At 59.4% G+C, this 24,354-nt stretch carries 26 protein-coding genes; 17 read left to right on the top strand and 9 right to left on the bottom strand.

The genetic code is table 11. The annotated features are described in order from the left end of the window. Positions 1–26: 26 nt before the first annotated feature. Both G0Q00_RS05775 and G0Q00_RS05770 read right to left on the bottom strand, forming a co-directional pair. Positions 27–1,265, bottom strand: coding sequence for an Hsp70 family protein (locus G0Q00_RS05775; protein WP_163037212.1), 1,239 nt, complete (start codon positions 1,263–1,265; stop codon positions 27–29). A 58-nt stretch (positions 1,266–1,323) separates the two neighbouring features. Then, on the bottom strand, positions 1,324–2,559 hold the full coding sequence (locus G0Q00_RS05770) for an MFS transporter (protein WP_163037210.1): 1,236 nt from the start codon (positions 2,557–2,559) through the stop codon (positions 1,324–1,326). Between the two features lie 190 nt (positions 2,560–2,749). Here G0Q00_RS05770 and G0Q00_RS05765 point away from each other — a divergent pair, with 190 nt between their 5' ends. From G0Q00_RS05765 to G0Q00_RS05740, 6 genes are all read left to right on the top strand, one after another. Continuing rightward, complete coding sequence (locus tag G0Q00_RS05765; RefSeq protein WP_203564945.1) at positions 2,750–3,835, top strand: ABC transporter ATP-binding protein; 1,086 nt, start codon at positions 2,750–2,752, stop codon at positions 3,833–3,835. A gap of 227 nt (positions 3,836–4,062) precedes the next feature. Then, positions 4,063–4,278 carry a twin-arginine translocase TatA/TatE family subunit gene (locus tag G0Q00_RS05760; RefSeq protein WP_163037206.1) on the top strand — a complete coding sequence of 72 codons (216 nt, stop codon included), beginning with the start codon at positions 4,063–4,065 and terminating at the stop codon, positions 4,276–4,278. 24 nt (positions 4,279–4,302) lie between these two features. Next, the gene (gene tatB / locus G0Q00_RS05755) at positions 4,303–4,908 is read left to right on the top strand and encodes a Sec-independent protein translocase protein TatB (protein WP_163037204.1); all 606 of its coding nucleotides are present in this window, start codon (positions 4,303–4,305) and stop codon (positions 4,906–4,908) included. Beyond that, positions 4,905–5,867, top strand: a complete 963-nt coding sequence (gene tatC, locus G0Q00_RS05750; protein ID WP_163037202.1) for a twin-arginine translocase subunit TatC — start codon at positions 4,905–4,907, stop codon at positions 5,865–5,867. The genes tatB and tatC overlap by 4 nt, the downstream gene beginning before the upstream one ends. A gap of 139 nt (positions 5,868–6,006) precedes the next feature. After that, a complete protein-coding gene (locus G0Q00_RS05745; RefSeq protein WP_163037200.1) occupies positions 6,007–6,852 on the top strand; it encodes an ATP-binding protein in 846 nt (281 codons plus the stop codon). A gap of 71 nt (positions 6,853–6,923) precedes the next feature. After that, positions 6,924–8,060: a DUF2235 domain-containing protein gene (locus G0Q00_RS05740; protein ID WP_163037198.1), complete on the top strand. Its 1,137-nt coding sequence runs from the start codon at positions 6,924–6,926 to the stop codon at positions 8,058–8,060. A gap of 9 nt (positions 8,061–8,069) precedes the next feature. Here the strand turns inward: G0Q00_RS05740 and serS are convergent, their stop codons facing one another. Then, the gene (gene serS / locus G0Q00_RS05735; RefSeq protein WP_163037197.1) at positions 8,070–9,362 is read right to left on the bottom strand and encodes a serine--tRNA ligase; all 1,293 of its coding nucleotides are present in this window, start codon (positions 9,360–9,362) and stop codon (positions 8,070–8,072) included. Positions 9,363–9,527: 165 nt separating this feature from the next. On the opposite strand from serS, the gene yajC reads away from it, so the two are divergent. The 10 genes from yajC to G0Q00_RS05685 all read left to right on the top strand — a co-directional run bounded on the left by yajC (position 9,528) and on the right by G0Q00_RS05685 (position 17,759). Continuing rightward, complete coding sequence (yajC, locus tag G0Q00_RS05730; RefSeq protein WP_163037195.1) at positions 9,528–9,857, top strand: preprotein translocase subunit YajC; 330 nt, start codon at positions 9,528–9,530, stop codon at positions 9,855–9,857. A 59-nt stretch (positions 9,858–9,916) separates the two neighbouring features. Further along, positions 9,917–12,547 (top strand): protein translocase subunit SecD, encoded by a 2,631-nt coding sequence (gene secD, locus G0Q00_RS05725; protein ID WP_163037193.1) that lies wholly within the window; start codon positions 9,917–9,919, stop codon positions 12,545–12,547. Further along, on the top strand, positions 12,540–13,295 hold the full coding sequence (locus G0Q00_RS05720) for a sulfite exporter TauE/SafE family protein (RefSeq protein WP_163037191.1): 756 nt from the start codon (positions 12,540–12,542) through the stop codon (positions 13,293–13,295). Before secD ends, G0Q00_RS05720 begins: the two co-directional genes overlap by 8 nt. A gap of 10 nt (positions 13,296–13,305) precedes the next feature. Then, a complete protein-coding gene (locus G0Q00_RS05715) occupies positions 13,306–13,659 on the top strand; it encodes an Mth938-like domain-containing protein (RefSeq protein ID WP_163037189.1) in 354 nt (117 codons plus the stop codon). 10 nt (positions 13,660–13,669) lie between these two features. Further along, positions 13,670–14,311, top strand: coding sequence for a heme ABC exporter ATP-binding protein CcmA (gene ccmA / locus G0Q00_RS05710; protein ID WP_163037187.1), 642 nt, complete (start codon positions 13,670–13,672; stop codon positions 14,309–14,311). Then, positions 14,308–14,964: a heme exporter protein CcmB gene (gene ccmB, locus G0Q00_RS05705; protein WP_108855698.1), complete on the top strand. Its 657-nt coding sequence runs from the start codon at positions 14,308–14,310 to the stop codon at positions 14,962–14,964. The genes ccmA and ccmB overlap by 4 nt, the downstream gene beginning before the upstream one ends. Positions 14,965–15,035: 71 nt before the next feature. Beyond that, a complete protein-coding gene (locus tag G0Q00_RS05700; protein ID WP_163037185.1) occupies positions 15,036–15,770 on the top strand; it encodes a heme ABC transporter permease in 735 nt (244 codons plus the stop codon). Then, positions 15,763–15,918, top strand: coding sequence for a heme exporter protein CcmD (gene ccmD / locus G0Q00_RS05695; RefSeq protein ID WP_163037183.1), 156 nt, complete (start codon positions 15,763–15,765; stop codon positions 15,916–15,918). Before G0Q00_RS05700 ends, ccmD begins: the two co-directional genes overlap by 8 nt. Beyond that, positions 15,911–16,462 carry a DsbE family thiol:disulfide interchange protein gene (locus G0Q00_RS05690; protein ID WP_239058327.1) on the top strand — a complete coding sequence of 184 codons (552 nt, stop codon included), beginning with the start codon at positions 15,911–15,913 and terminating at the stop codon, positions 16,460–16,462. The genes ccmD and G0Q00_RS05690 overlap by 8 nt, the downstream gene beginning before the upstream one ends. Before the next feature lie 565 nt (positions 16,463–17,027). Next, a complete protein-coding gene (locus G0Q00_RS05685) occupies positions 17,028–17,759 on the top strand; it encodes a thioredoxin family protein (protein WP_163037181.1) in 732 nt (243 codons plus the stop codon). Positions 17,760–17,762: 3 nt separating this feature from the next. Here the strand turns inward: G0Q00_RS05685 and G0Q00_RS05680 are convergent, their stop codons facing one another. The 4 genes from G0Q00_RS05680 to purB form a co-directional block, all read right to left on the bottom strand. Then, a complete protein-coding gene (locus G0Q00_RS05680) occupies positions 17,763–18,656 on the bottom strand; it encodes a lysophospholipid acyltransferase family protein (protein ID WP_163037179.1) in 894 nt (297 codons plus the stop codon). 92 nt (positions 18,657–18,748) lie between these two features. Further along, positions 18,749–19,855: a flagellar motor switch protein FliG gene (locus G0Q00_RS05675; RefSeq protein WP_239058326.1), complete on the bottom strand. Its 1,107-nt coding sequence runs from the start codon at positions 19,853–19,855 to the stop codon at positions 18,749–18,751. Positions 19,856–19,937: 82 nt separating this feature from the next. Further along, the gene (locus G0Q00_RS05670; protein ID WP_163037178.1) at positions 19,938–20,099 is read right to left on the bottom strand and encodes a chitin-binding domain-containing protein; all 162 of its coding nucleotides are present in this window, start codon (positions 20,097–20,099) and stop codon (positions 19,938–19,940) included. A gap of 67 nt (positions 20,100–20,166) precedes the next feature. Continuing rightward, positions 20,167–21,474 (bottom strand): adenylosuccinate lyase, encoded by a 1,308-nt coding sequence (gene purB, locus G0Q00_RS05665; RefSeq protein WP_163037176.1) that lies wholly within the window; start codon positions 21,472–21,474, stop codon positions 20,167–20,169. Positions 21,475–21,602: 128 nt separating this feature from the next. Here purB and G0Q00_RS05660 point away from each other — a divergent pair, with 128 nt between their 5' ends. Continuing rightward, positions 21,603–22,010: a DUF6314 family protein gene (locus G0Q00_RS05660; RefSeq protein WP_163037174.1), complete on the top strand. Its 408-nt coding sequence runs from the start codon at positions 21,603–21,605 to the stop codon at positions 22,008–22,010. 18 nt (positions 22,011–22,028) lie between these two features. On the opposite strand, the gene G0Q00_RS05655 is transcribed toward G0Q00_RS05660, so the two are convergent. Together G0Q00_RS05655 and G0Q00_RS05650 are read right to left on the bottom strand one after the other, a co-directional pair. Next, complete coding sequence (locus G0Q00_RS05655; RefSeq protein WP_163037172.1) at positions 22,029–23,522, bottom strand: replicative DNA helicase; 1,494 nt, start codon at positions 23,520–23,522, stop codon at positions 22,029–22,031. Between the two features lie 151 nt (positions 23,523–23,673). Then, the gene (locus G0Q00_RS05650) at positions 23,674–24,354 is read right to left on the bottom strand and encodes an orotate phosphoribosyltransferase (protein WP_163037170.1); all 681 of its coding nucleotides are present in this window, start codon (positions 24,352–24,354) and stop codon (positions 23,674–23,676) included.

Genomic DNA, 24,354 nt, shown 5'->3' with positions numbered 1-24,354 from the left:
AAATCCCCGAAAGGGCCAGTGCCGTCTTACCCTGTGGCCAAGGCAAGCCCGTCAACCACGGCGGTGAAGGCCTCGGACCGTTCCAGTCGGGCGGCGGGGCAGGTGGCTGTGACCTCGTCGGCAATTAGGCGCATCATGCTGGAGCCGCCGACCAGAATGGCGGTGTTGATCGCGGTTGGCATCACGCCTGCGCGCATGCATGTTTCATACATTGCCATGCGTAGATCATCGCGAAATCCTTGGAGCGCCGCGTTCATGCTGCCGGCTGTGATCTGGGCACTCAGTCCGCGTTCAATGAACCCCATCGCAATCCGCGCTTGCACTTGATCCGCATTGGCGGCGATCTTGCCGCCTTCCACGGCAAAGGCCAGTTCGTGTCCCAGCCGATCCTTGATCACCTCTTGCAGGCGAGCCAGTTTCTCAGGCTCGACCGCGTGGGCAAGCAGGTCTTCCACTTTGCGCTCGGTCTCGCGTGCATACAGGAACGGGATCTTTGCCCAGGTTGCCAATTCGTTAAAAATCGCATTGGGCATTGGCAGTAGCTCGTCCCCGAACGTGCGGCGCAGCTGTCCGCCATAGCCCAGCAATGGCATCACATGCGCGACCGAGATCTTCTGGTCGAAATCAGTACCCCCCAACCGGATCCCGTGGCTGGCCAGAACCTCGATCTTGTCGCCTTCCGTGCGATAGACGCTGAAGTCCGAGGTGCCGCCGCCGATGTCCACGATCAGCCCGATCCCCTGCGTATCCCCCAGATCACGACAGGCCAGTGCCGCCGCTTCGGGTTCGTAAAGGAAATCGACCGCCTCGAATCCTGCCGCGTGATAGCAGGCCCGCAGATCGTCTTCGGCCTGATGATCGCGCGCGGGGTTGTCGGAATGAAACTGCACCGGGCGGCCCGACAGCACTTGCGTGAACTCCTGCCCTGTCTGCGCCTCGGCGCGGGCTTTGAAGGCGACCAAGAAAGATGTGACCACATCCGCCAGGGTCTGACGTTTGCCGCCGATCAGACGGCTTTCGTGCAGCAGCTCGTGCCCAAGAATGCTTTTCAGCGCACGCATATAGCGCCCGTCATCGCCATCAATCAGCGCTGCACTGGCCGCGCGCCCGATGCGCATCTCGCTACCTTCTGTGGGAAAGAATACCGCGGTGGGCAGCGTGTCGGCATCTCCTTCAATCGGAATGCGCCGAACCGCGCCCGCTTGCATCACAGCCGCCGCCGAATTCGAAGTGCCGAAATCCACGGCAAGCACAGGAGAGGTCATGACAGCGTTCCGTTCCTTGAAAGAAAGGGCGCGTGACTACTCAGCGGCGTGTCTGCTGTCAACTGTTGTCGCTGGACTTGTCCCGAAGCTTGCCAAACAGCCGCCCCATCGAGAATGTGGTGCGCGGCGTGTAGGTATAGGGCGTGCGCTCGTCCAAAGTTGGGCGACGGCGCATTCGGGCCAGACCAAAGGCGATCAACACCACATGGCCTGCGGCGATCATTGCGAACAGAGCAGGCGGGCCATAGCTTTCGATTAGGTTCGATGCGAGCAGCGGCGAGGCGATGGCCCCGACCGCATAGTAGAACATCAAAGCTGCCGATAGCTCGACCCGTTCTTCGCTTGAGGCAAAGTCATTGGCGTGCGCTGCCGCGACCGAGAAGATGGGGAAAGTTGTGAACCCGAACAGCCCAGCAGCAAGGAAGACGCCGGTGATGCCGGATCCTGCCGCAAGCACCGTAATCATGCAGCTTGCAATGGCGGCGCCCGACAACCAGATCAGCACCCAGCGCCGGTCATAGCGATCCGCCAGCCACCCGGCTGGCAGCTGCGCCAATGCACCGCCCAAGACGAACGCAGCCAAGAACCATGCCAGCTGGCTGGTCTCTAACCCAACCTCGTTGCCATAGATCGGGCCGACCATGCGAAAGGCCGATGTGGTGATGCCCGAGGTGATTACGGCTGCCACTGCCAGCGGCGATCGGACCCAGGCCAGCGCTGGGCGCAGGCGTGGGGTTTCGGGCGTTTGGGGCTGACGCGCGCGGGTCAGGGCCAAGGGCAAAATGGCTGCGCAGCAGGCAATCGCAAGGATGTTGTAGCTGACATAATGCGCAGGCTCTAGAACCGCGATCATCAGCTGGGCGCAAAGCGATCCGCCCAGTTCGACGATGCGATAGCCGCCCATCACGCGTCCACGTGTGTCATTAGTGACGCGCGCGTTGATCCAACTTTCGATCACCGTATAGCTGCCTGCCACGCACAACCCGGTTGCCATCCGCATCACCGCCCAAGCATAGGGATCGACCCACATCATATGCGCCAGCAGGCCAATGGCGCCTAGTGCTGCAAACCCCGCATAGGCGCGCGCGTGGCCGACGGTTCCCATCAGGCGCGGTGCCCACCAGCACCCCACGAAGAAGCCGACGAAGTGCGCGGACCCCAGAAGGCCGACTTCGGCCCGTGTGAAGCCCAGCGTCAGCCCGGATACCGCGTCCAAAGGCGCCGCCCCACCAGAGCTTAGCTGCAAAAGCACGATCGACAGCAGCAGGGGGGTAAAACTTAAAAACAGTCGCATACGGCACCTCGGTTCTCTGGAAGCTTGGCAGTTTTGGAGGGGCTATCCGTCCTGTCCGCGACCTCTTGCCCCTTTGGCTGTCGTTTTTCGCTGTTTCGCTTGCGAGGCGTCGGGGGCGCTGGTAAGCGAGAGAAGCCTGATGGAAACAATAGGATTTGCGTCAGAAGGTGGGAAGGCACTGTAGATGGACATGACACCCCAAAGCACGGCGCGACTGGAAGTGCGCGGGTTGAAGCGCAATTTTGGCGGGTTGGACGTGGTGCGCGACGTGTCGCTGTCGCTTCAGGCCGGTCAGGTGACTGGGCTTCTGGGGCCGTCCGGTTGCGGCAAGTCCACCACGCTGCGGATCATTGCGGGGGTGGATCATCAAACCGAAGGCGAGGTTTGGATCGACGGTCAGATGGTTGCCGGCCCCGGCGTGTTTGTCCCGCCCGAGAAACGCCATATTGGCCTGATGTTTCAAGATTTTGCCCTGTTTCCGCACCTGTCTGTCGGAGACAACGTTGCCTTCGGCCTGACCGGCACGCGGACCGAGAAACGCCAGCGCGTCCACACGCTTCTGGACAAGGTCGGACTTGGCAAGTTTGTCGACAAGTTCCCACACGAGCTGTCTGGCGGTGAACAGCAGCGGGTCGCCTTGGCCCGTGCGCTTGCGCCCAAACCCTCGATCATGCTGATGGACGAGCCTTTTTCGGGCCTCGATAACCGTCTGCGTGACGGTATCCGTGATGAAGCGCTGAGTATCCTGAAAGAGGAAGGCGCGGCCGTGCTTCTGGTCACCCACGAACCGGAAGAAGCGATGCGCATGGCCGACGAGATCGCGCTGATGCGCGCAGGTCAGATCGTGCAGCGCGGCGCGCCCTATAACCTCTACAACGCACCGGTGGATTTGCAGGCTGCGGCCTTCTTTTCCGATGTCAACGTGATCTCGGGGACGGTAGACGGCGCATTGACGCAAACCGCTTTCGGTCAGTTCCTGGCCCCCGGCGTGCCCGACGGATCCAAGGTGGACATCGTGATCCGCCCGCAGCACCTGAAGATCGACTTTGACCGCGGTGGCGTAGGGCCTAGCCCGACCCCCGATCACGGCGTCTGGGCGCGTGGTCTGGTCAAACGGGCGCGCTTCATCGGCAAAGAAAGCCTTGTGGAATTCCAGATGGAGCGGGACGGAAGCATCCTGACGGCCTCGGTTCCATCGGTGTTCCTGCCTAAGCCCGATACGCCCCTGTGGATCGCCATCCGTCGCGACCGCTGCTTTGTGTTCCCGCGTCGCTGACCCATAAGCGGCAATAGAATCGAGGCACGCTGCAAGCGGAAATACTCGCGTTTTGCCCCTACTTTTGGCTATCGGCCCTGCGACATCGCGCCCCGATTACGACGAAAATTCCACCGTTTTCGCAGTTTTTTCCCTTTGGGGCTTTGAACTTCCCGCATGACGCAATAAATGTTCAGGGCGATATATCTGCGAAAGCTGCGAAAAGCTTTCGGACTAGGGAGAAAAATATGCTCAACAATATCGGCCTTCCGGGCCTTCTGCTGATTGCCGTCGTGGTGCTGGTTCTGTTCGGCCGCGGCAAAATCTCGTCGCTGATGGGCGAAGTGGGCAAAGGCATTACCGCGTTCAAAAAAGGCGTGGATGACGGCAAGCAGGAAATCGAGGATCAAGCCGCTGACGTGGCCAAGGACGTGACCCCCGAGACCGAAAAAGACAAGGCGTAAGCCGCCTAAGGAAAGGCGCTGCCTATGTTCGATATCGGGTTTACCGAGCTTCTGGTCATCGGCGTGGTGGCTTTGATTGTGGTGGGTCCCAAGGACCTGCCCGGCATGTTCCGCACGCTTGGCCGCTTCACCGCCCGTGCCCGCCAGATGGGGCGCGAGTTTACGCAGGCGATGAACGACGCGGCGGATGAAAGTGGGGCAAAAGACATTGCCAGCACGTTGAAATCGGCCACCTCACCCAAGTCGATGGGGTTGGATGCGCTGAACAAAGCCGCAGATGGGTTCGAGAAATGGGACCCCTCTAAGGCCCGGCGCGACCAGAAAGAAACAGACGCGTCCTTGAAAGCCAAAGAGGCCGAGGAGCGCGCCAAGCTGGCGGAAGACACCGCCAAGGCCGCCGAGAAAATCAGCGCTGCCAGCGCCAAGCCCGCTGCGAAAGCGAAGGCAAAGGATGCCAAGGCCGAAAAGCCCGCAGCCAAGTCCAAGACGGTCAAGAAACCCGCTGCCAAGAAACCCGCCGCGAAAAAGCCCAGCCCCCAAAAGGCACCTGCTAAGAAACCAGCCGCCACGAAACCGGCTGCGAAGAAACCGGCGGCCAAGCCCAAATCCACGGACACATCTGACGCATGAGCGACACTGACGAGATCGAAGACAGCTCGGCCCCGCTGATCGAGCATTTGGCCGAGCTGCGCACGCGGCTGATCCATTCTGCCATTGCTTTCATCATCGGCATGGTGATCTGCTTTACGGTCTGGAATCCGATTTTCAACTTCCTGACCGAGCCGCTGTGCTCGACCATGGCTGAGCGTGGTCAGGACGATTGCGGACTGATCCTGATCAAGCTGCAAGAAGGCTTCTTTGTGGCGATCTCGATCTCGCTGTTTGGGGGCTTGGTTCTGTCCTTTCCCTATATCAGCTACCAGTTGTGGCGCTTCGTGGCGCCGGGCCTTTATAAGAACGAACGGAACGCGTTTCTGCCCTTCATGCTTGCCTCACCGATTATGTTCCTGATCGGGGCATCATTCGCATTCTACGTGGTCATGCCGCTGGCCTTCGACTTTTTCCTTGGCTTCCAGCAAACCGGTAACGTCGCTGAAACTGGGGTCGAGGCGTCAATCGATTTCCAAGGTTCTGTGCAGGAATACCTGCGCCTGTCGATCAAGTTCATCGTGGCCTTTGGTCTCTGCTTCCAACTGCCCGTGCTGTTGACGCTGATGGGTAAGGCCGGTCTGGTCTCCTCGCAAGGTCTTGCGGACGTCCGTAAATATGCCGTCGTGGGCATTCTTGTTCTGGCCGCACTGGTTACGCCGCCCGATGTCATCACGCAGGTCATTCTGTTCGTTGTAGTCTACGGCCTTTATGAAATTTCGATCCAACTGGTGAAGCGGGTTGAGAAAAAGCGCGAAGCCGATCTGCGCGCCCAAGGTCTGTGGTTCGACGAGGACGACGAGGAAGTCGAAGACGAGCTGATGGCCGAATTCGACGAAGACGAGGATGACGGCGAGGACGAGGATCCCAGCAACGACCCCGATGGTGGTCCGGATGATGATCCCGAAGATGATCCGGGCATGGTCGAAACCGGCCGCTGATCCCTCGTAGGTCATAAGAATTCAAAGCGCGCCCAATTGGGCGCGCTTTTTTCATCTGCGGGATTTCTTAGACCTTTAAAATCCGCCCCATCCGCGCTTTAAAGGTCCAAGATTTACGATCGTAGGAAGGACTACCCCAATGGCGGATCAGGACATGATGAAACGCATTGCCGAGGCATTGGAACGCATGTCACCCGCGCCGTTCGAGGCCCCGAATTTCGACAGTGCGGATGCTTTCGTCTGGCATGTCTCGCCGGACCGGTTGGAACCCGTTCAGAAGGTCTCGCGCGTCGCGTTGGAGCTGCTGGTCGGCGTGAACCGCTCGCGCGATACGCTTTTGGAAAACACCCTGCAATTTGCCGATGGCTTACCCGCCAACAACGCGCTGCTTTGGGGCGCGCGGGGCATGGGGAAATCGTCCTTGGTCAAGGCCGTCCATGCCGAGATTCTGAACCGCGGGAAGCCCCTGAAGATCGTGGAGTTGCAGCGCGAAGACCTGCCCTCGGTGTCGCGCCTTCTGAACCTTTTGCGCGGGTCTGAATATCGCTTTTTGCTGTTCTGTGATGACCTGTCCTTCAGCCACGACGACCAGCACTATAAGTCGCTAAAAGCCGTGCTGGATGGAGGGATCGAGGGTCGTCCGGACAACGTGGTCTTTTATGCCACGTCAAACCGCCGCCACCTGATGCCGCGGGACATGATCGAGAACGAGCGTCAGTCAGCGATCAACCCTTCGGAAGCGGTTGAAGAGAAAGTTTCGCTCTCGGATCGTTTCGGCCTGTGGCTGGGTTTCCATCCCTGTGATCAGGACGAATACCTGTCGATGATCCGCGGCTATTGTGCCGCCTACGGGGTCGAGATTGATGACGACACCCTGTGGGCCGAGGCGATTGAATGGCAAGCCACGCGCGGGGCGCGTTCGGGCCGTGTGGCGTGGCAATACTTTACGGATCTGGCGGGGCGTAAGGGCGTCACGCTGGACTAAGCCCGTCTCGTCAAAAGATTTCTCAACCCATCGTGGCATGCTAAGCTTCGGTATCCAAAACCGAGGCTGATATGAAACGCATCGCCATTTTCTGTGACGGAACCTGGAACCGATCCGACGCGCGCAACCCCGCCCATGTGTTGCGCATCGCGCAGGCGATCCGACCCACCGCACGCGATGGCGTTACACAGGTCGTGCATTATCTGCCCGGTGTGGGCAGTGGGCAGGGCGTGACCAAGGTGTCCAGGTTCATGGACAAGGTCCTTGGTGGCGCGCTTGGCTGGGGCTTGGATGACCGTATTCTGGAAGCCTATCGCGCTCTGCTGTTTACCTATGAACCCGGCGATCAGATCTATATCTTCGGCTTTTCCCGTGGGGCGTACACTGCGCGCTCGCTTGCAGGCTTGATCCGCACGGCGGGCATTCTGCCATCCAACCGAACCGATATGATCCCCGAGGCGATGCGCATGTATCGTGCGCGCGAGGGCCGTAACTCGCACCCCGACAGCGAACCCACTATGGCGGCACGTCTATCCATGTCGCCTGAGGTTGCCACCAGCCCGCAGGACGCGGAATGGCGCAGGGTGCAGGGGATCGACTGTCACCTGCTGGATATCACCTATGTCGGCGTCTGGGATACGGTGGGCGCACTGGGGGTGCCTGCGTTCCTCGGCCCACTCGCCCGTTTCCTGAATGCGCGCTACGCGTTTCACGATGCCGACCTATCGCGGTCCGTCGGTGCGGCGCGTCATGCGGTGGCGATTGACGAGCGGCGCAAGCACTTTCCGCCCGCGCTCTGGACCAATCTGGACAAGCTGAACGGAGAGATCACAGGCAGTACCTCGCGTTATCAGCAGCTGTGGTTTGCGGGCAATCACGGGATTGTCGGTGGATCGGGCGCAGCCCCGGAACTGTCCGCTTTTCCAACGGCGTGGATCGTCGCGGGGGCGCAGGAACGCGCGCTGGATTTCAACCCGTCGCGGCTGCAAGGCCTTCTGACCGTCGCTGATGTGAACGCGGATGATCGGGGGGCTGCACTGCAACCCGTCTGGCGTAATCTGTGGGGGCTGTTGCTGTGTGATCGCACGCTTCTGCACGACCCCAACAGCCCGGTCCGCCAGATTTCAGGAGCCGCAAAAGAAAGGGTGCGTCAGACGTCTTATCGTCCGCGCACCCTTGATCCCGTCATCGAGGATCTTTTGAAATAGACCAGGGGCTTAGGCCAGCTGACCTTCCGCCGTGATCCGGGTTTTGCCGCCCAGATAGGGGTGCAGCGCCGCGGGCACGGTGACCGATCCGTCCTCTTCCTGACCGTTTTCCAGAACAGCGATCAGCGCGCGGCCGACTGCAAGGCCCGAGCCGTTCAGCGTGTGCAGGAACACAGGCTTGCCGCCCTCGGTGGGCTTCATCCGTGCGTTCATGCGACGCGCTTGGAAGTCGCCGCAGGTCGAGATCGAACTGATCTCGCGGTAGGTGTTCTGACCGGGCAGCCAGACCTCGATATCGTGCGTACGGATCGCGCCAAAGCCGATATCGCCGGTGCACAGAACCACAGTGCGATAGGGCAGGCCCAGACGTTCCAGAATGTCCTCGGCACAGCGGGTCATACGCTTGTGTTCGGCTTCGCTCTCGTCCGGTTTGGTGATCGACACCATCTCGACTTTCTCGAACTGGTGCTGACGCAGCATGCCTGCGGTGTCACGGCCAGCCGAGCCCGCTTCCGAGCGGAAACACTGGGTGTGGGCCACATAACGGCGGGGCAGATAGCCTTCTTCGACCGTTGCACCGTTGACGATATTGGTTAGCGGCACCTCGGCGGTCGGCACCAGCCACCAGCCGTTGGTTGTCTGATAGCTGTCCTCGCCAAATTTCGGCAGCTGACCCGTGCCGCGCATCATCTCTTCCTTGACCAGAACCGGGGTCCAAGTCTCGGTCAGGTCGTTGTCATTGACGTGTACGTCCAGCATGAACTGAGCCAGAGCGCGGTGCAGGCGGGCAACGGCGCCCGACAGAACCATGAAACGCGAGCCAGACAGTTTCGCGGCGGTTTCGAAATCCAGACCGTCCTGCACAGCGGGCAGTTCATAGTGCTCAACCGGCTTGAATGCGAATTCACGCGGGGTGCCCCAGCGGTTGATTTCGACATTGTCGTCTTCGTCTTCCCCATCCGGCACGTCATCGGCCACGATGTTGGGCAGACCCATCAGCAGATCGGTCAGCTTGCCGTCCAGTTCTTTCGCCTGCTCGTTCAGGCTGGCGATCTCGGCTTTCTTTTCACCAACAAGGGCGCGCAGACGCTCGAACTCGGCCTCGTCGCCCGACGCTTTCGCAGCCCCGACGGATTTGGCAGCCTTGTTAGCCTCGGCCTGAGCGGTTTCGGCGGCCAGAATGGCTGCGCGACGATTTTCATCCAGTGACAAAACCTCGCCCGACAGTGCCGAAAGGCCCCGACGGGCCATAGCCTTGTCGAACGCTTCGGGGGTGTCGCGGATCAGGCGGATATCATGCATGGATCTGTCCTTTGATTATACCTGACGCGCATATGCCAGATGGGCGCGCCGGGGGGAAGAGAAATCCACCCCGCTGCTTGCTGGACAACCCTCAGACCCCCATATAGGGTGCGCCGGACATTCGGGCAGGCACAGGGACCAGCCCACGAAGAAAGGGACATAACGATGTTTGTAACTCCTGCTTTTGCACAAGCTGCGGGCGCGCCTGCGGGTGGACTTCTGAACGGGATGCTGGTCCCCATGGTGCTGGTTTTTGCCATCATGTACTTCTTCATGATCCGCCCCCAGCAGAAGAAAATGAAAGAGCATCAGTCGATGCTTGGTGCGCTGCGCAAGGGCGATCAGATCGTGACGCAGGGCGGCGTGATCGGCAAGATCACCAAGGTTAAAGACGACACAGAGGTCGAAGTTGAAATCGCATCGGGTGTGAAAGTCCGCGTTGTGCGTTCGACCATCGTGAACGTCATGGGTAAAACCGAGCCGGTCGAAAGCTGATCGGTGCGGGTTTTCCGACCCAAACAACTGAATAACAAGAATTTATAGGGCAGGGGCACATGCTTCAAATCGCAACTTGGAAACGTCTTGTGATCTGGGGGCTCGTGCTCCTTGGCCTGTATTTTGCGTCGCCAAACGGGTTTTATGACCGCGTTGAGACGCATAATGATGCGGTGGCCACGATCGAAACCACGGGCACCACGCCTGAGCTGGAAGCGGATCGCTCTGCCTGGCCCGATTGGGCGCCGAATGCGCTGGTTAATCTGGGTCTCGATCTGCGCGGCGGTGCGCACTTGCTGGCCGAGGTTCAGGTCGAAGACGTCTATGAAGCGCGGATGGATGGCTACTGGCCTGAGATCCGCAATGCTCTGCGGGATGAACGCGCCACGATCGGCACGATCCGCCGTCAGGACAGCGCACCATCTGAACTACGCGTGAAAATCTCGAAGCCCGAGGCGTTGCCGCAAGCGATTGAACTTGTGCGCGGTCTGGCGCAGCCGGTGGTCAGCTTGTCTGGTGTCGGCTCGACCGATATCGAGGTAAACACCGGTCGTGAGGGCGAGTTCGTCGTCACCTTGTCCGAGGCTGAGCGCGTTGCAACCGACGACCGCACCATCCAGCAATCGCTTGAAATCATTCGCCGCCGCGTGGACGAGGTTGGCACCCGTGAACCGACCATTCAGCGTCAGGGCGACACACGCATTCTGATTCAGGTGCCGGGTATCGGTTCGGCGTCGGAACTGAAAGAAATCATCGGGAAGACTGCAAAGCTGACCTTCCATCCGGTCGTGAACCGTACCACCGATGAAACGACCACACCCGGTCCGCGCAATGTAATCTATCCGTCGTTGGATGACGAAGGTGTGTACTATGTGTTGGAACAGACCCCGGTTGTGACCGGCGAGCAATTGAACGACGCCCAGCCCGCATTTGACCAAAACGGCCAGCCTGCAGTGAACTTCCGGTTCAACGTCTCGGGCGCGCGTCTGTTCTGTGACTATACTGGTGCCAATGTGGGTGCCCCGTTCGCGATTGTGCTTGATGAAGAGGTCATCTCGGCTCCGCGGATCAATGAGCAGATCTGTGGCGGGTCCGGTATCATCACCGGTAACTTCTCGATCGAAGAATCCACCAATCTGGCCGTGCTTTTGCGGGCCGGTGCTCTGCCCGCCGAGCTGACTTACGTTGAAGAACGCACCATTGGCCCGGAACTGGGTCAGGACAGCATCGACGCTGGTAAGATCGCGTCGATGGTGGCCTTTGCGGCCGTTCTGATCTTCATGGTCGCCTCTTACGGGTGGTTCGGTGTGATCGCCAATGTCGCGCTGATCCTGAACGTCGGCATGATTTTCGGCCTTCTGTCGATGATCGGGGCCACGCTGACCTTGCCCGGTATCGCAGGGATCGTGTTGACCATCGGTATGGCGGTAGACGCCAACGTGCTTGTATTCGAACGGATCCGGGAAGAGCTGAAAGCCGGTCGCGGCCCCGCTCGCGCCATCGAACTTGGCTATGAAAAGGCCCTGTCGGCCATTCTGGACGCCAACATCACCACCTTCATCACCGCTGTGATCCTGTTCATCATGGGCTCGGGCCCGGTACGTGGCTTCTCGGTCACTCTGGGGCTGGGGATCATCACCTCGGTTTTCACCGCGATCTTCCTGACGCGCCTGATGGTCGTCATCTGGTTCGAACGCAAACGCCCGCGTAGCTTTGAGATCAAAGGCATCCGCCTTGCCCCCCAAGGCCGCGTGTTCGACTTCTTCAAACGCTCGCTGGCTACGCTGGGCGCTTCGGGGCTGGCCATGGTCGCTTCGGTCGTGCTGTTCCTTGTGATCGGCCTGAACTTCGGTATCGACTTCCGCGGCGGCACCACGATCCGCACCGAAAGCACGCAGGCCGTGGATGTGGGCAGCTATCGTGACGCTCTGACGCCGCTGGCACTTGGCGACATCTCGATTGTTCAGGTGAACGACGTGAACTTCCGCGCTGACCAGCATGTCAGCCAAATCCGTATCGAAGCCCAAGAGGGACAAGAGGCGATCACGCCGGAGACCATGACCCTGATCGAACAGGCGCTGGCCGAGGTTGATCCAGCGATCACATTCCCCAGCGTGGAAAGCGTGGGGCCGAAGGTCTCGGGCGAGCTTGTGACCACAGCCGTCTTGGCCGTTGTGGCCGCGATTGCTGCCGTTCTGGTCTATATCTGGCTGCGATTCGAGTGGCAGTTCAGCTTGGGTGCGGTGGCCGCGCTTGTGCATGACGTGGTGTTGACCATCGGGATTTTCAGCCTGTTGGGCATCAAGTTCGATCTGGCCATCATCGCCGCGCTTCTGACCATCGTCGGCTATTCGTTGAACGACACTGTGGTTGTCTTCGACCGTGTGCGTGAAAACCTGCGCCGCTATAAGAAGATGGACCTGAAAGAGGTTCTGAACCTGTCGATCAACGAAACGCTGGCCCGAACCATGATGACATCTGTCACCACACTTTTGGCGCTGATCGCGCTTTATGTGCTGGGTGGCGATGTGATCCGTGGCTTCGTCTTCGCGATGATCTGGGGCGTGATCGTGGGGACCTACTCGTCGATCTTTGTGGCCTCGGCCATCCTGCTGCGCCTTGGCGTGAAACGCGATTGGTCAAAGCCCGACGCCACCGCTGGCAACCAGTTTGCCAATGTGGATGCCTGATCTTCTGACCCAAGCCTTGGCGCTGCCGGGGCTTGGCTGGCTTCTTGCCATTGCCTTTACGGCCGGGCTGGTGCGCGGCTTTGCGGGATTTGGTACAGCGCTGATTTTTCTACCAGTTGCGGCCCAGATCGTTGACCCGGTCTGGGCCATTGCCATTCTGATTGTAATGGATCTGGCCGGGCCTGCCCCCGCTATTCCGCGCGCGTTGAAGGATGGCCATCCGCGGGATTTGGTGCGCCTTACGCTTAGCATGGCACTAACATTGCCGCTGGGATTGGCGGCTTTGTTCATCGTGGATCCGATTATCTTCAAACTGGCCGTATCCTTGGTCAGCCTTGCCATGCTGGCGGCCCTTGTCAGCGGCTGGCGGTACCAAGGGCAGGTGACATCCAAAACCGTCTGGGCCACTGGCGGCGCATCTGGCTTGTTGGGCGGAGCTGCCGGAATCCCCGGTCCACCGGTCATCATGTTATACATGGCATCGCCCCATAATCCGCGGGTGATCCGCGCCAATATCACGGCGTTTCTGTTTCTCTATGACGTGCTGATGCTGGGCGTGTTCATGAGCTTGGGGAAACTGTTGGGCATGCCGCTGGCCTTGGGGCTGATCGCGATGCTGCCCAATTTGGCGGGCAATTTGCTTGGCGGTTGGATTTTTAACCCAGAGCATGAAAAGCTCTATCGTCGCGTTGCCTATGCGATCATTGCAGGATCGGCCCTGTCAGGGCTATACGCTGCCCTAGGTTAAGGAGATCCCGATGCAGTTTCACGAAGTCCGATACGACAGTGCGCAACCGGTGGACAGCTACGGCCCCGGCTTTTTCCGCGTCGCGGGCGAGGTGATCGAAGGCCCGGTGCTGGTCACGGCGGAAACCGCAACTGGCTGGGGTGGGCTTGAGGACATCGCGACCCTGACCGCCCTAAAAGACCAGATCGACGTGCTGTTTCTGGGCACGGGTGCCGAAATTGCCCATCCGCCCGCCTCTTTACGCGAGGCACTCGAAGACGCCGGGATCGGGATCGAGATGATGGGATCTGCGGCTGCCTGCCGCACCTACAACGTCCTGATTGCCGAGGGCCGCCGCATTGCGCTGGCCGCCCTTCCGGTCTAAGGCTTTCCCTATGGAACTTCGGGTCGAAAATCTGACCGTGGCGCGCGGAGGCGTGCCGGTGCTGGAGGGGTTGGAGTTTACCCTGTCCCCCGGTCAGGTGTTGATCCTGCGTGGCCCGAACGGATCGGGAAAAACCACACTGTTGCGGACCCTTGCGGGGTTGCAACCCCCTTTGGCTGGTAGCGTTTCTGCCGACCCCGAACAAATTACCTATGGTGCGCATGCCGATGGGCTAAAAGCCACGCTCAGCGTTGAAGAAAACCTACGCTTCTGGGCGTCGGTCCACGGCATTGCGGATATCGCGCCAGCCGTCGACGGGTTCAATCTGCGCGGGCTGCTTGAACGTCCCTCGGCCAACCTGTCAGCAGGGCAGAAGCGGCGTCTTGGACTGGCGCGTCTGTTGGTCACAGGGCGGCCCATCTGGTTACTGGACGAACCGACTGTATCGCTGGACGTGGCCTCGGTTGCATTGTTTGCGGACGCGGTGCGTGCGCATGTGGCAGGTGGAGGTTCGGCTCTGATTGCCACCCATATCGATCTTGGGTTGCAGGCGGACACCTTGGACGTCGGTCCGTTCAAAGCGAACGCACAGCGCCCACGTGCGGATGGTACCCGCGACGCCTACGCAGATTTCGACGAGGCCTTTTCATGATCGCTTTGCTGGTTCGGGATTTGCGGCTGGCCATGCGGGCAGGGGGTGGCTTTGGGCTGGGGCTGGCCTTCTTCCTGATCGTCTCGACCCTTGTACCCTTTGGTGTCGGCCCCGAGGCCGCGATCTTGTCGCGCATCGCGCCGGGTATCCTGTGGGTGGGCGCGCTGTTGGCATGCCTATTGTCACTGGATCGTATATTCCAGCTCGACTTTGAAGACGGGTCGCTTGACCTGCTTGCCACCGCCCCCATCCCGATGGAGGGAATTGTTGCGGTCAAAGCGCTGGCCCACTGGCTGGTGACGGGGTTGCCGCTGACGCTGGCTGCGCCCGTGCTGGGGACGCTTATGAACCTTGAAAGCCCCGGCCATTACTGGATCTTCATCACGCTCCTGATCGGCACGCCCGCGCTGTCGATGATCGGCGCTTTTGGCGCAGCCCTGACCGTGGGCCTTAAGCGCGGCGGTTTGCTGCTGTCGCTCTTGGTCCTGCCGCTATATATCCCAACCCTGATCTTCGGGGCCGAGGCCGCAACCCGCGGCACCGCAGGCCTATCGGCTTCAACCCCGCTGCTAATGATGGCCGGAATCACGGCGGGATCCATCGCCCTGCTACCATTTGCCGCCGCGGCCGCCTTGCGTGTGAACCTTAGATAGGTCAAACCATTCCGAGGCACATGCACTATGCTGCCTGCGCCACCGACTGAAGGAAGCCACAGAGGAAACACATGTCACTTTGGGAATTCGCAAACCCGGTCAAGTTCATGGCCCTCAGCGGCAAGGTTTTGCCCTGGGTGATTGGCCTGTGCGCCCTGACCCTGATCCCGGGAATGATCTGGGGCTTTTTCTTCACACCCGAAGCCGCTAATTTCGGCAACTCGGTCAAGATCATCTATATCCACGTGCCAAGCGCGATGATGGCGATCAATATCTGGGTAATGATGCTTGTAACATCCCTGATCTGGATCGTGCGCCGTCACCATGTCTCGGTCCGCGCCGCCAAGGCGGCCGCCCTGATTGGTGTCACCATGACCGTGATCGCGCTGATCACCGGGGCGATCTGGGGGCAACCGATGTGGGGCACCTATTGGGCGTGGGATCCACGCCTAACCAGCTTCCTAATCCTATTTCTGTTCTATCTGGGCTATATGGCACTTTGGGCGGCCATTGATAACCCGGATACAGCCGCCGATCTGACATCGGTCCTGTGCATCGTCGGTTCGGTCTTCGCCGTGCTTAGCCGTTATGCGGTGAACTTCTGGAACCAAGGGCTGCATCAGGGTGCGTCTCTGTCACTGGATAAGGAAGAGCACGTGTCGAACGTCTACTACCAGCCCCTACTGCTGTGTATCGCCGGGTTCATCCTGCTGTTCGTCGCCCTCGTCCTGATCCGCACCCGGACCGAGCTGCGTCTGGTTCGCCTGCACCGTTTGGACGTTCGTGAAAGGATGAAAGATGCTTGAGCTTGGAAAATACGCCGACGCGATCCTGTCGTCATGGGTGATCACTCTCGTACTTTTGATCGCTCTGGTCCTTGTGACTTGGCGTCGCTCGGTCCAAGTAAAACGTGAACTGGACGCGGCCGAAGAAAGGGCAAAGCGGAATGACTGAGACAAAAAAAGGTATCTCGTGGCTGATGATCCTGCCGCCCGTCCTGTTTCTTGGGCTGGCCAGCATGTTTCTTTGGGGCATGACGCAGGATGACCGTGATGCGCTTCCGTCCACCCGCGAAGGCGGTATCGTTCCGGCCCTGCAAGTCACCGCTTTTGACGGCGAGCCCGGCTTTACTCAAGAGGACCTGAAAACCGGCGGCGTGAAGTTGGTAAACTTCTGGGCCAGTTGGTGTGCGCCTTGCCGGGCCGAGCATCCTTTGCTGGAACGGTTGGCCGAGGAAGGTGTGCAGATCAACGGGATCAACTACAAGGACGACCCGGCTAATGCCAAACGCTTCCTGGCCCAGTTGGGCAACCCTTACGCTGCCCTGATGGCAGACGCGGACGGTCGCACCGGACTGGAGTGGGGGCTATACGGCGTGCCTGAGACATTCGTGATTGCGGGCGATGGGACAGTGGTGAAACGTTTTGCAGGCCCGATTACCGAAGGCATTCTGGAAAGCATCATTCGCCCCGCTATTGCGGTGGCAGAAGCGCGTTAACTTGCTGAGTTCAGCATCAGGATGATGAGTGCGAAACCGAGATATTCCAGCGCTGGAATCGGGATTTGTCGAAATAAGCTACTCAATTAACTTTGACCTCACTTGGTAACATAGGTGATGGTTGAAATATGCCCATCACGCTGGGAACAGGGTAAACTGACAGGTCGCCGTGATCTAGAATTCAATACAGAAACGGTTTGTTTTTCTAATGTTAGCTTAACCTGCCCTAGCGCATTCTACAGTGACGCACATCACTGGTCGCGGTAGATCCTTCATAGGCAGAGAGCGTACGAAATAGCTGACGGAACACGGTCGGTGACGACAAAGCGCCGTCGATTCGGGTCGCTGTGGCTTTGTGCTCTTGGGAGTAGATCCTCATGAATTCCCGCAAGGTCACGCAACATACGCCAGAAGTAATGCCCTGTGCACAGTGTGGATACTCAAGCGCGGCAGGTGAAATTCCCTTTCCGCGGGAAACTGTAACAAACACCTCGCAAATCCTTGATTGGAAGGTCAGGCCCGGGATCGCTATCTAGGGATCAGAGCACAACAGAAAGAGACACCGATGCGGGCACTTCTGACCGGATTGATCAGCATAGTTCTAAGCACCTTTACAGGTCTGGCCATCGCCGGAGATCGCCCCGTTGTGGTGGTCGAGCTGTTTACCTCGCAAGGCTGCTCATCCTGCCCGCCTGCAGATGAATTTCTGGGCGAGCTGTCGCGCCAAAGTGATGTCCTGCCCTTGGCGATGCATGTGGATTATTGGGATTATATCGGCTGGAAAGACACCTTTGCCCGGCCCGAGCACACCAAGCGCCAAAAGGCCTATGCCTATGGGTTTGGGACCAAGTCGATCTATACGCCTCAGATGGTCATCGGCGGTGTCGATCAGGCCGTGGGTAGCCATGTCATGAAGGTGATGGAGATCCTGCACCGGCACCAGATGGCTGTGGGCCGGGTCAGCCTGTCGACCCACAATGGTGAGAACGGGCGCATTGTTCGTGTGGCCAATGTTTCGAATATGCCTCTGCCTGACCCGGTGATTGCACAGATCGTGCATTTCACGCCCAAGGCGACTGTGGCCGTCAAACGGGGGGAAAACGCAGGTCGCTCGATCACATCGACCAATATCGTGACCAACATTCAAACCTTCGGAAAATGGGACGGTATGGGCGAGATCGAGCTCTCACTGCCCAGTCCCGTGGCCCCGGATGGGCAGAGCGCTGCGATCCTTTTGCAGGCCACACGAATGGGCGACTATCCCGGCGAGATCGTGGCCGCCATCGCGCTGGATTGACGATTACGCGTCTGAATTGTCGCTGTCCGGCATCTGCCAGCGTTTGTGGATCCACAGGAACTGATCCATGTTCTGACGCACGCGCGCTTCGAGCCGATCGTTGAATTCCTGCATCATGGTTTCCGGATCCGAGTGTTCGATCGGCTCTTCCACCACGACGTCAAAATCCACCCCGTTTTCCTTGCGGATTGCGAAGACCGGGATGAATAGCGTGTTGTATTTCAGGGCCATCTCGGCGATGGCAAGCGTGGTCATTGCTGGCTTTCCAAAAAAGCTGAGCATGGCGCCCTGATCTTCACGCTGATCCAAGAGGATCGCCAAAAGCCCCCCGCTGCGCAGATGCTTGACCATGCTGCCCATACCGCGGCGGGATTGTTCGAACGCCTTCCCTTCGAAGCCTTCCATGCGCTTGATGTAGCTTTCGTTGAAATAGGCGTTGGACATTGGGCGATACAGCGCGCCGGTGTTGAAGCCCGACTGGATCAGAACAGCGCGAGCCGCGTCGTAGTTTCCGAAATGGCCCGAGGTTGCGATGATCGGGCGCCCTTCCGCCTTCGCCTGCTCCAGCGCGGCAACACCCGGCCCGCTGAGCTGCGTGTTTTTCATGCGATTGAACAGATCTTCGCCGGACCACATCTCGGCCAGAAAACGGCCAGCGTTGGATAAAACTGCGCGTTCCATGCGCTTGACCTCGGCCGGAGTCATGTCAGGGAAGGTCAGGGCCAGATTGTTGCGAACACGTTTGTCATAGCCCGCGACGGGACCGATGATGTGTGACGCAAACCAGCCAACCACGGGAAGGCGCAATTTATAGGGTAGGATGCGGGGCAGGTTCAGAACACCGGCCAGCGCCATGTGGGTCAGATAGGGGCCTACGCCACGTTTTACTTGCACCATTTGGTCGCTCCCGGTCCGTTGCCCAACATGAGAATGGGCTGCCGGACACACATAACGGGCAGTGCTGCAGCCTGCAAGCTTCAGCGGGGGTGTCAGTCGTCTTCGTCTGGCGTGATCAATGTAATCTCACCCTCTGCTTCCAAGTTGCGGATTTGGGCAATTACTTCGTTCATCGCCGCATCCCTGTCGGCGGGTTTCACCGGTCCACGTTCCGTTATTTCTTCCCGGATGCCTTCGGCCAGGCGTTTGGACATCGCATCGAGGATGAAGTTCGCGACAGGTTCCAGATCATCAGTGGCGGCCGCAAGCGCAGTCACAAGGATCGCTTGGTCGACATCCTTGGTGACCTTCGGCACGTCGCCCGGCTGCAGACGCTCAGGAATGTTGGCGAAGGTGAAGATGGATTTGCGCACGGCGCTGGCGAATTCGGTGTCTTCCTGCTCTAGCCCATCCAACACTTCTTCTCGTGTGGTGGCGGGTGAGACATTCAGAATCGATCCAACGCGCTCGCTGGGATCATCGTCAAAGGCTTTGGCAGGGCGATCGCTCAGCTGTTCCGCCAGAGATCGCCCGATCCGCGCGACCACATCGGGCGCGATGGTGCTGGTCAGAGAGACCGCAAAAGCGATCTTGCGCGCAGTTTGCCCCGGTAGCTTGCCCAGCAGTTCTGCTGCAACTGATGTTCTTAGCTTTGACAGCAACACCGCCGAGACCTCGGCGCTTTCATTTTCCAGTAAGGGCAGAAGCTGTTCGATCGGGGTGCTCGCAACCGTCATCCACGGGTCATGCGCGATCTCGACGCCAGACAGCTCGCGCACACGTGCGGCGGTGGCCGGGCTGATCGTGCCATCAAGAACAGACAGCGTGTCTTCCAGACCGCCGGGGAAGGACAAGCCGATCTCTTCGATCTCGTAAACAAACTCGTCGATCACCGCTTTCAAGGTCGCCCGGTCGACATAGCGCATGGTGGACATCTGGTGGACCAGTTCACCCTGTAAACTGTCTGGGAGATCCTGCAGGGCCAATACCGCGCCTTCGGCCAGTAACAGACGCACAATGATGGCAGCCTTCTGGGGACGCGAGAGATGCCGTGGAAGTTGATGCAGCGGGCGCGCCACCTCCATCACAGGGTCCGGCGCCGCACCAGCCAGAACCTGACCCGTGACTTCCCCCAATACCAAATCTGCCCCAACCGTCATGTCATTTGGCACAACGCCACCTCCGCCTTGGTTTCAGGCAGATTGACAGCTGTGGGTTAAAGCCACCTTTACACCGGGCTGATCAGACCGATTTCTCGTCGATACAAGCCTGTAGCTTGTCGTTCCAAACTTGTCCGGCTGCACAGGTCGAAGCTTCGTGTGATCCACGGTTGCATTGGCCAGCGATGGACAGAGTTGGGATCAAAGCCAACAGGACCGTGAAAAGCAGGGTCTTGAATTGCATAGGGGCCTCCTGTTCAGAAGGCCCCTATCGTAGCACAAACGGGCGGAGCGCCCAAATTCAGCGCGGATCAGCTGTCGCCGAAGACCCGCTTGAAGATCGTGTCGACATGTTTGGTGTGGTAACCCATGTCGAATTTTTCGTTGATGCCATCTTCGCCAAGCGCCTCGACAACGGCGTCGTCCGCCAGAAGCAGCTCGCGGAAATCAAGACGTTCTTCCCAGACTTTCAGCGCGTTGCGCTGGACCATCGAATAGGCGTCTTCACGCGACACGCCCGCCTGCGTCAGAGCCAGCAGCACGCGTTGCGACATGACCAGACCGGGGAATTTGTTCATGTTGTCCAGCATGTTCTCGGGGAAGATCAGCATTTTGTCGATAACACCGGCCAGACGGTGCAGGGCGAAGTCCAGAGTGACAGTGGCGTCCGGGCCGATGCCGCGCTCGACCGACGAGTGCGAGATGTCGCGCTCGTGCCACAGCGCCACGTTTTCCATGGCGGGGATGACGGTCATGCGGACCAGACGGGCCAGACCGGTCAGGTTCTCGGTCAGAACCGGGTTCTTCTTGTGCGGCATCGCCGACGAGCCCTTCTGGCCCATCGAGAAGAACTCGGCGCCTTCCAGAACCTCGGTACGCTGCATGTGGCGGATCTCGACGGCGATGTTTTCGATCGATGAGGCGATCACGCCCAGAGTGGCGAAGAACATGGCGTGGCGGTCACGTGGGATGACCTGCGTGCTGATCGGCTCGGGGCGCAGGCCCAGCTTTTCGCAGACGTGCTCTTCCACGGCGGGGTCGATGTTGGCGAAGGTGCCAACCGCACCCGAGATCGCACCGGTGGCGACTTCCCAGCGGGCTTTCTCCAGACGGTTCTTGTTGCGGTCCATCTCGGCGTAGAAACGCGCGAAGGTCAGGCCCATGGTGGTGGGTTCGGCGTGAATGCCGTGCGAGCGGCCGACGCGAACAGTGTCCTTGTGCTCCAGTGCACGCTTCTTCAGCGCGGCCAGTACTTTGTCCATGCCGACCAGCAGCAGGTCAGCGGCGCGGACCAGCTGCACGTTCAGGCAGGTGTCCAGAACGTCGGACGAGGTCATGCCCTGGTGTACGAAGCGAGCTTCTTCCGAGCCAACATGTTCAGCCAAGTGGGTCAGGAAGGCGATGACGTCATGTTTGGTGACGGCTTCGATTTCGTCGATGCGGGCCACGTCGAACTCGACATCCTTGGCTTTCCAGACGGCATCCGCGTTTTCACGCGGAATCACGCCCAGATCGGCCATGGCGTCGCAGGCATGCGCCTCGATCTCGTACCAGATTTTGAACTTGGTTTCGGGCGACCAGATGGCGACCATATCGGGGCGGGCATAACGAGGGATCATCGGCGGAGCCTTTTTCGTTTGGTTGGCAGTCGCGCTTCTCATAAACTGCCGCGATGCAGCGAACAAGGGAAGCGTGCCGGGAATGGGCGCGCGGGCCCCATGTTTGCGACGAAAAAGGGGTGATCTGGGTGAGATTCACGGATTTTCTGGGGGAATGGCGCATTGAACGCGAGATTGTCGAGGCAGGGGGCGCCACGCATCGCCTGACTGGCACCGCGCTGCTTTCGCCGGAACTCGAAGGGCTGCTTTATCGTGAGGACGGGGTTCTGATGACCGACACCGGCGCCAGCTTTGCGGCCAGCCGGGTCTATCACTGGCGCCAAGCGTCCGACGGGCGCATTCAGGTGTTGTTCGAGGACGGTCGCGACTTCCATACTTTCGATCTGACCGAGGGTCGCCCTGAAGACCGGCATTGGTGCGATCCGGATCAGTACAATGTGTCCTATGATTTCAGCGCTTGGCCCTTTTGGCAGTCCGTCTGGACTGTGTCCGGCCCGCGTAAGGACTACCAGATGGTGACGCGCTATTATCGTTAAGGGGCACGTCCGTGAGGATCAGAACCCGTCGCCCGATCCTTGTTGCCACGCTTTGACCAGATTGCCGAAACGGGTGAACTGCGCTTCGAAGGACAGTTCCACCGTGCCGATGGGACCGTGACGCTGCTTGCCAATGATAACTTCGGCCTTGCCGTGCAGGCTGGACATTTCGTCCTGCCACGCGGCCATGCGGTCAAGCTCGTGATCGCCCGGTTTTTCGCGTTCCTTATAGTATTCCTCGCGGAACACGAACATGACGACATCGGCGTCCTGCTCGATCGAGCCCGATTCACGTAGGTCTGACAGTTGCGGGCGTTTATCGTCGCGGCTTTCCACCTGACGCGACAGCTGGGACAGCGCGATCACTGGGATGTTCAGTTCCTTGGCGATGGCTTTCATGCCCATCGAGATCTCGGCAATCTCGTTCACGCGGTTATCCGACATGCCGCGACACAGCTGCAGATAGTCGATGATCAACAGGTCCAGCCCGTGGGTCCGTTTCAAGCGACGGGCGCGGGCTGCCAGCTGGCTGATCGGCAGCGCAGGTGTGTCGTCGATGAACAGCGGGCAGCTTTCCAGGTCTTTGGCGGCTTGAACGAAACGGCGGAATTCGTTTTCGTCCATGTCACCCTGACGGATTTTGTGGGACGAGATCTCGGACGCTTCGGCCAAGATACGGCCCGCCAGCTGTTCGGCTGACATCTCGAGCGAGAAGAATCCGACGACCCCGCCGGAAATCGCGCCCTCTGTCCCATCAGGCTTAGTGCCCTTTTTATAGGCTTTGGCCACGTTGAAGGCGATGTTGGTGGCCAATGACGTTTTCCCCATCGAGGGACGACCCGCGAGGATCAGAAGGTCAGACGGGTGAAGGCCGCCCAGTTTTCCGTCCATATCCATAAGACCGGTCGAGATCCCGGCCATCCCACCTTCACGTTGGTAGGCGGCGTTGGCGACCTGAACGGCCTCGGTCACCGCTTTCAGGAAGCTTTGGAAACCGCTTTCGGTCTGGCCTGCTTCGCCCAGCTTATAAAGCGCCTGTTCGGCCTCGACGATTTGTTCTTTCGGCTCGGACGAGATGTCGACCTTTTGTGCCTTGGCTGCGATGTCCTGACCCAGCTGGATCAGTTCACGCCGGATGGCGAGGTCATAGATCATCTGCGCATAGTCGCGTGCGGCGAAGCTGGAAATCGCAGCACCTGCAAGGCGCGCCAGATAGGCCGGGCCGCCCAGTTCTTTCAGACCCTCGTCGTCTTCCATGAACGCCTTCAGCGTGACCGGGCTGGCCAGTGCGTTTTTGGAAATCCGGCTGGCGGCGATGTCCCAGATACGGGCATGGACGGGTTCGTAGAAATGACCGGCATTGATGATCGAGGCGACGCGGTCGAACACGTCGTTATTGGTCAGGATGGCACCCAGAAGCTGCTGTTCGGCTTCGATGTGGTGGGGCAGGCTATCCTGCACCTCGGCCTCGCCCGATGCTGCACCTTGCTGGATATTGCTGATCTCGTTCATCGCCACCTGTCCTTAGGCCGCTGTTTTACGTGTTCGGGCGTGCCGACGCAAAATGTATGTTTCTGTGAGTAACTTGTGGATAAGTAAGGTCTGCAGAACCCTACCATATTTGGTAGGGCCCCGCAAAATCACACCTGAATGTAGTGGTGATTTAGGCGTTCATTCGCTCGGCTTGCCATGCGCGGGGATCCTTCAGGAAGCGCTCGACTTCGTCCAGCGTTTCGGCCGAGAACACGCCCTGCGCCTTGGCCTCCGCCAACACATCCCACCAGGTGCAGAGGTGGATCAGCTGAACGCCATGATCGGACAGGGTTTTTTCTGTCTCAGGGAAGATGTCGTAATAGAAGATCACGGCGGTGGCGCCACAGGTCGCACCGGTGTCGCGAATCGCGTCCACGAAGGACAGTTTCGAGCCGCCATCGGTGGTCAGATCCTCGACCAGCAGAACGCGCTGGCTGTCATCCATCGCACCCTCGATGCGGGCGTTTTTGCCGTAGCCCTTGGGCTTCTTGCGCACATACGTCATGGGCAGGGCCAAACGTTCGGCGACCCAAGCGCCGAAGGGGATGCCTGCGGTTTCGCCACCGGCGATGTTGTCGAAGGCTTCGAAGCCTGCTTCGCGCATGATCGTGACTGTCATGAAATCCATCAGCGTCGAACGGATGCGCGGGAAGCTGATCAGCTTGCGGCAGTCGATATAGCTGGGGCTGGGCAGGCCCGAGGCCAGCGTGAACGGTTCGTCTGTGTTGAAGTTCACAGCGCCGATTTCCAGAAGCATCCGGGCGGTCAGGCGGGCGATTTCTTCTTTCGCGGGGAAAGTGGAGGGGATCAT

This window comes from Aliiroseovarius sp. PrR006, assembly GCF_010500215.1.
GTDB lineage: Bacteria > Pseudomonadota > Alphaproteobacteria > Rhodobacterales > Rhodobacteraceae > Aliiroseovarius.
The sequence above is the reverse complement of the archived record's forward strand: the minus strand, read 5'-3'. Positions and strand labels throughout refer to the sequence as shown.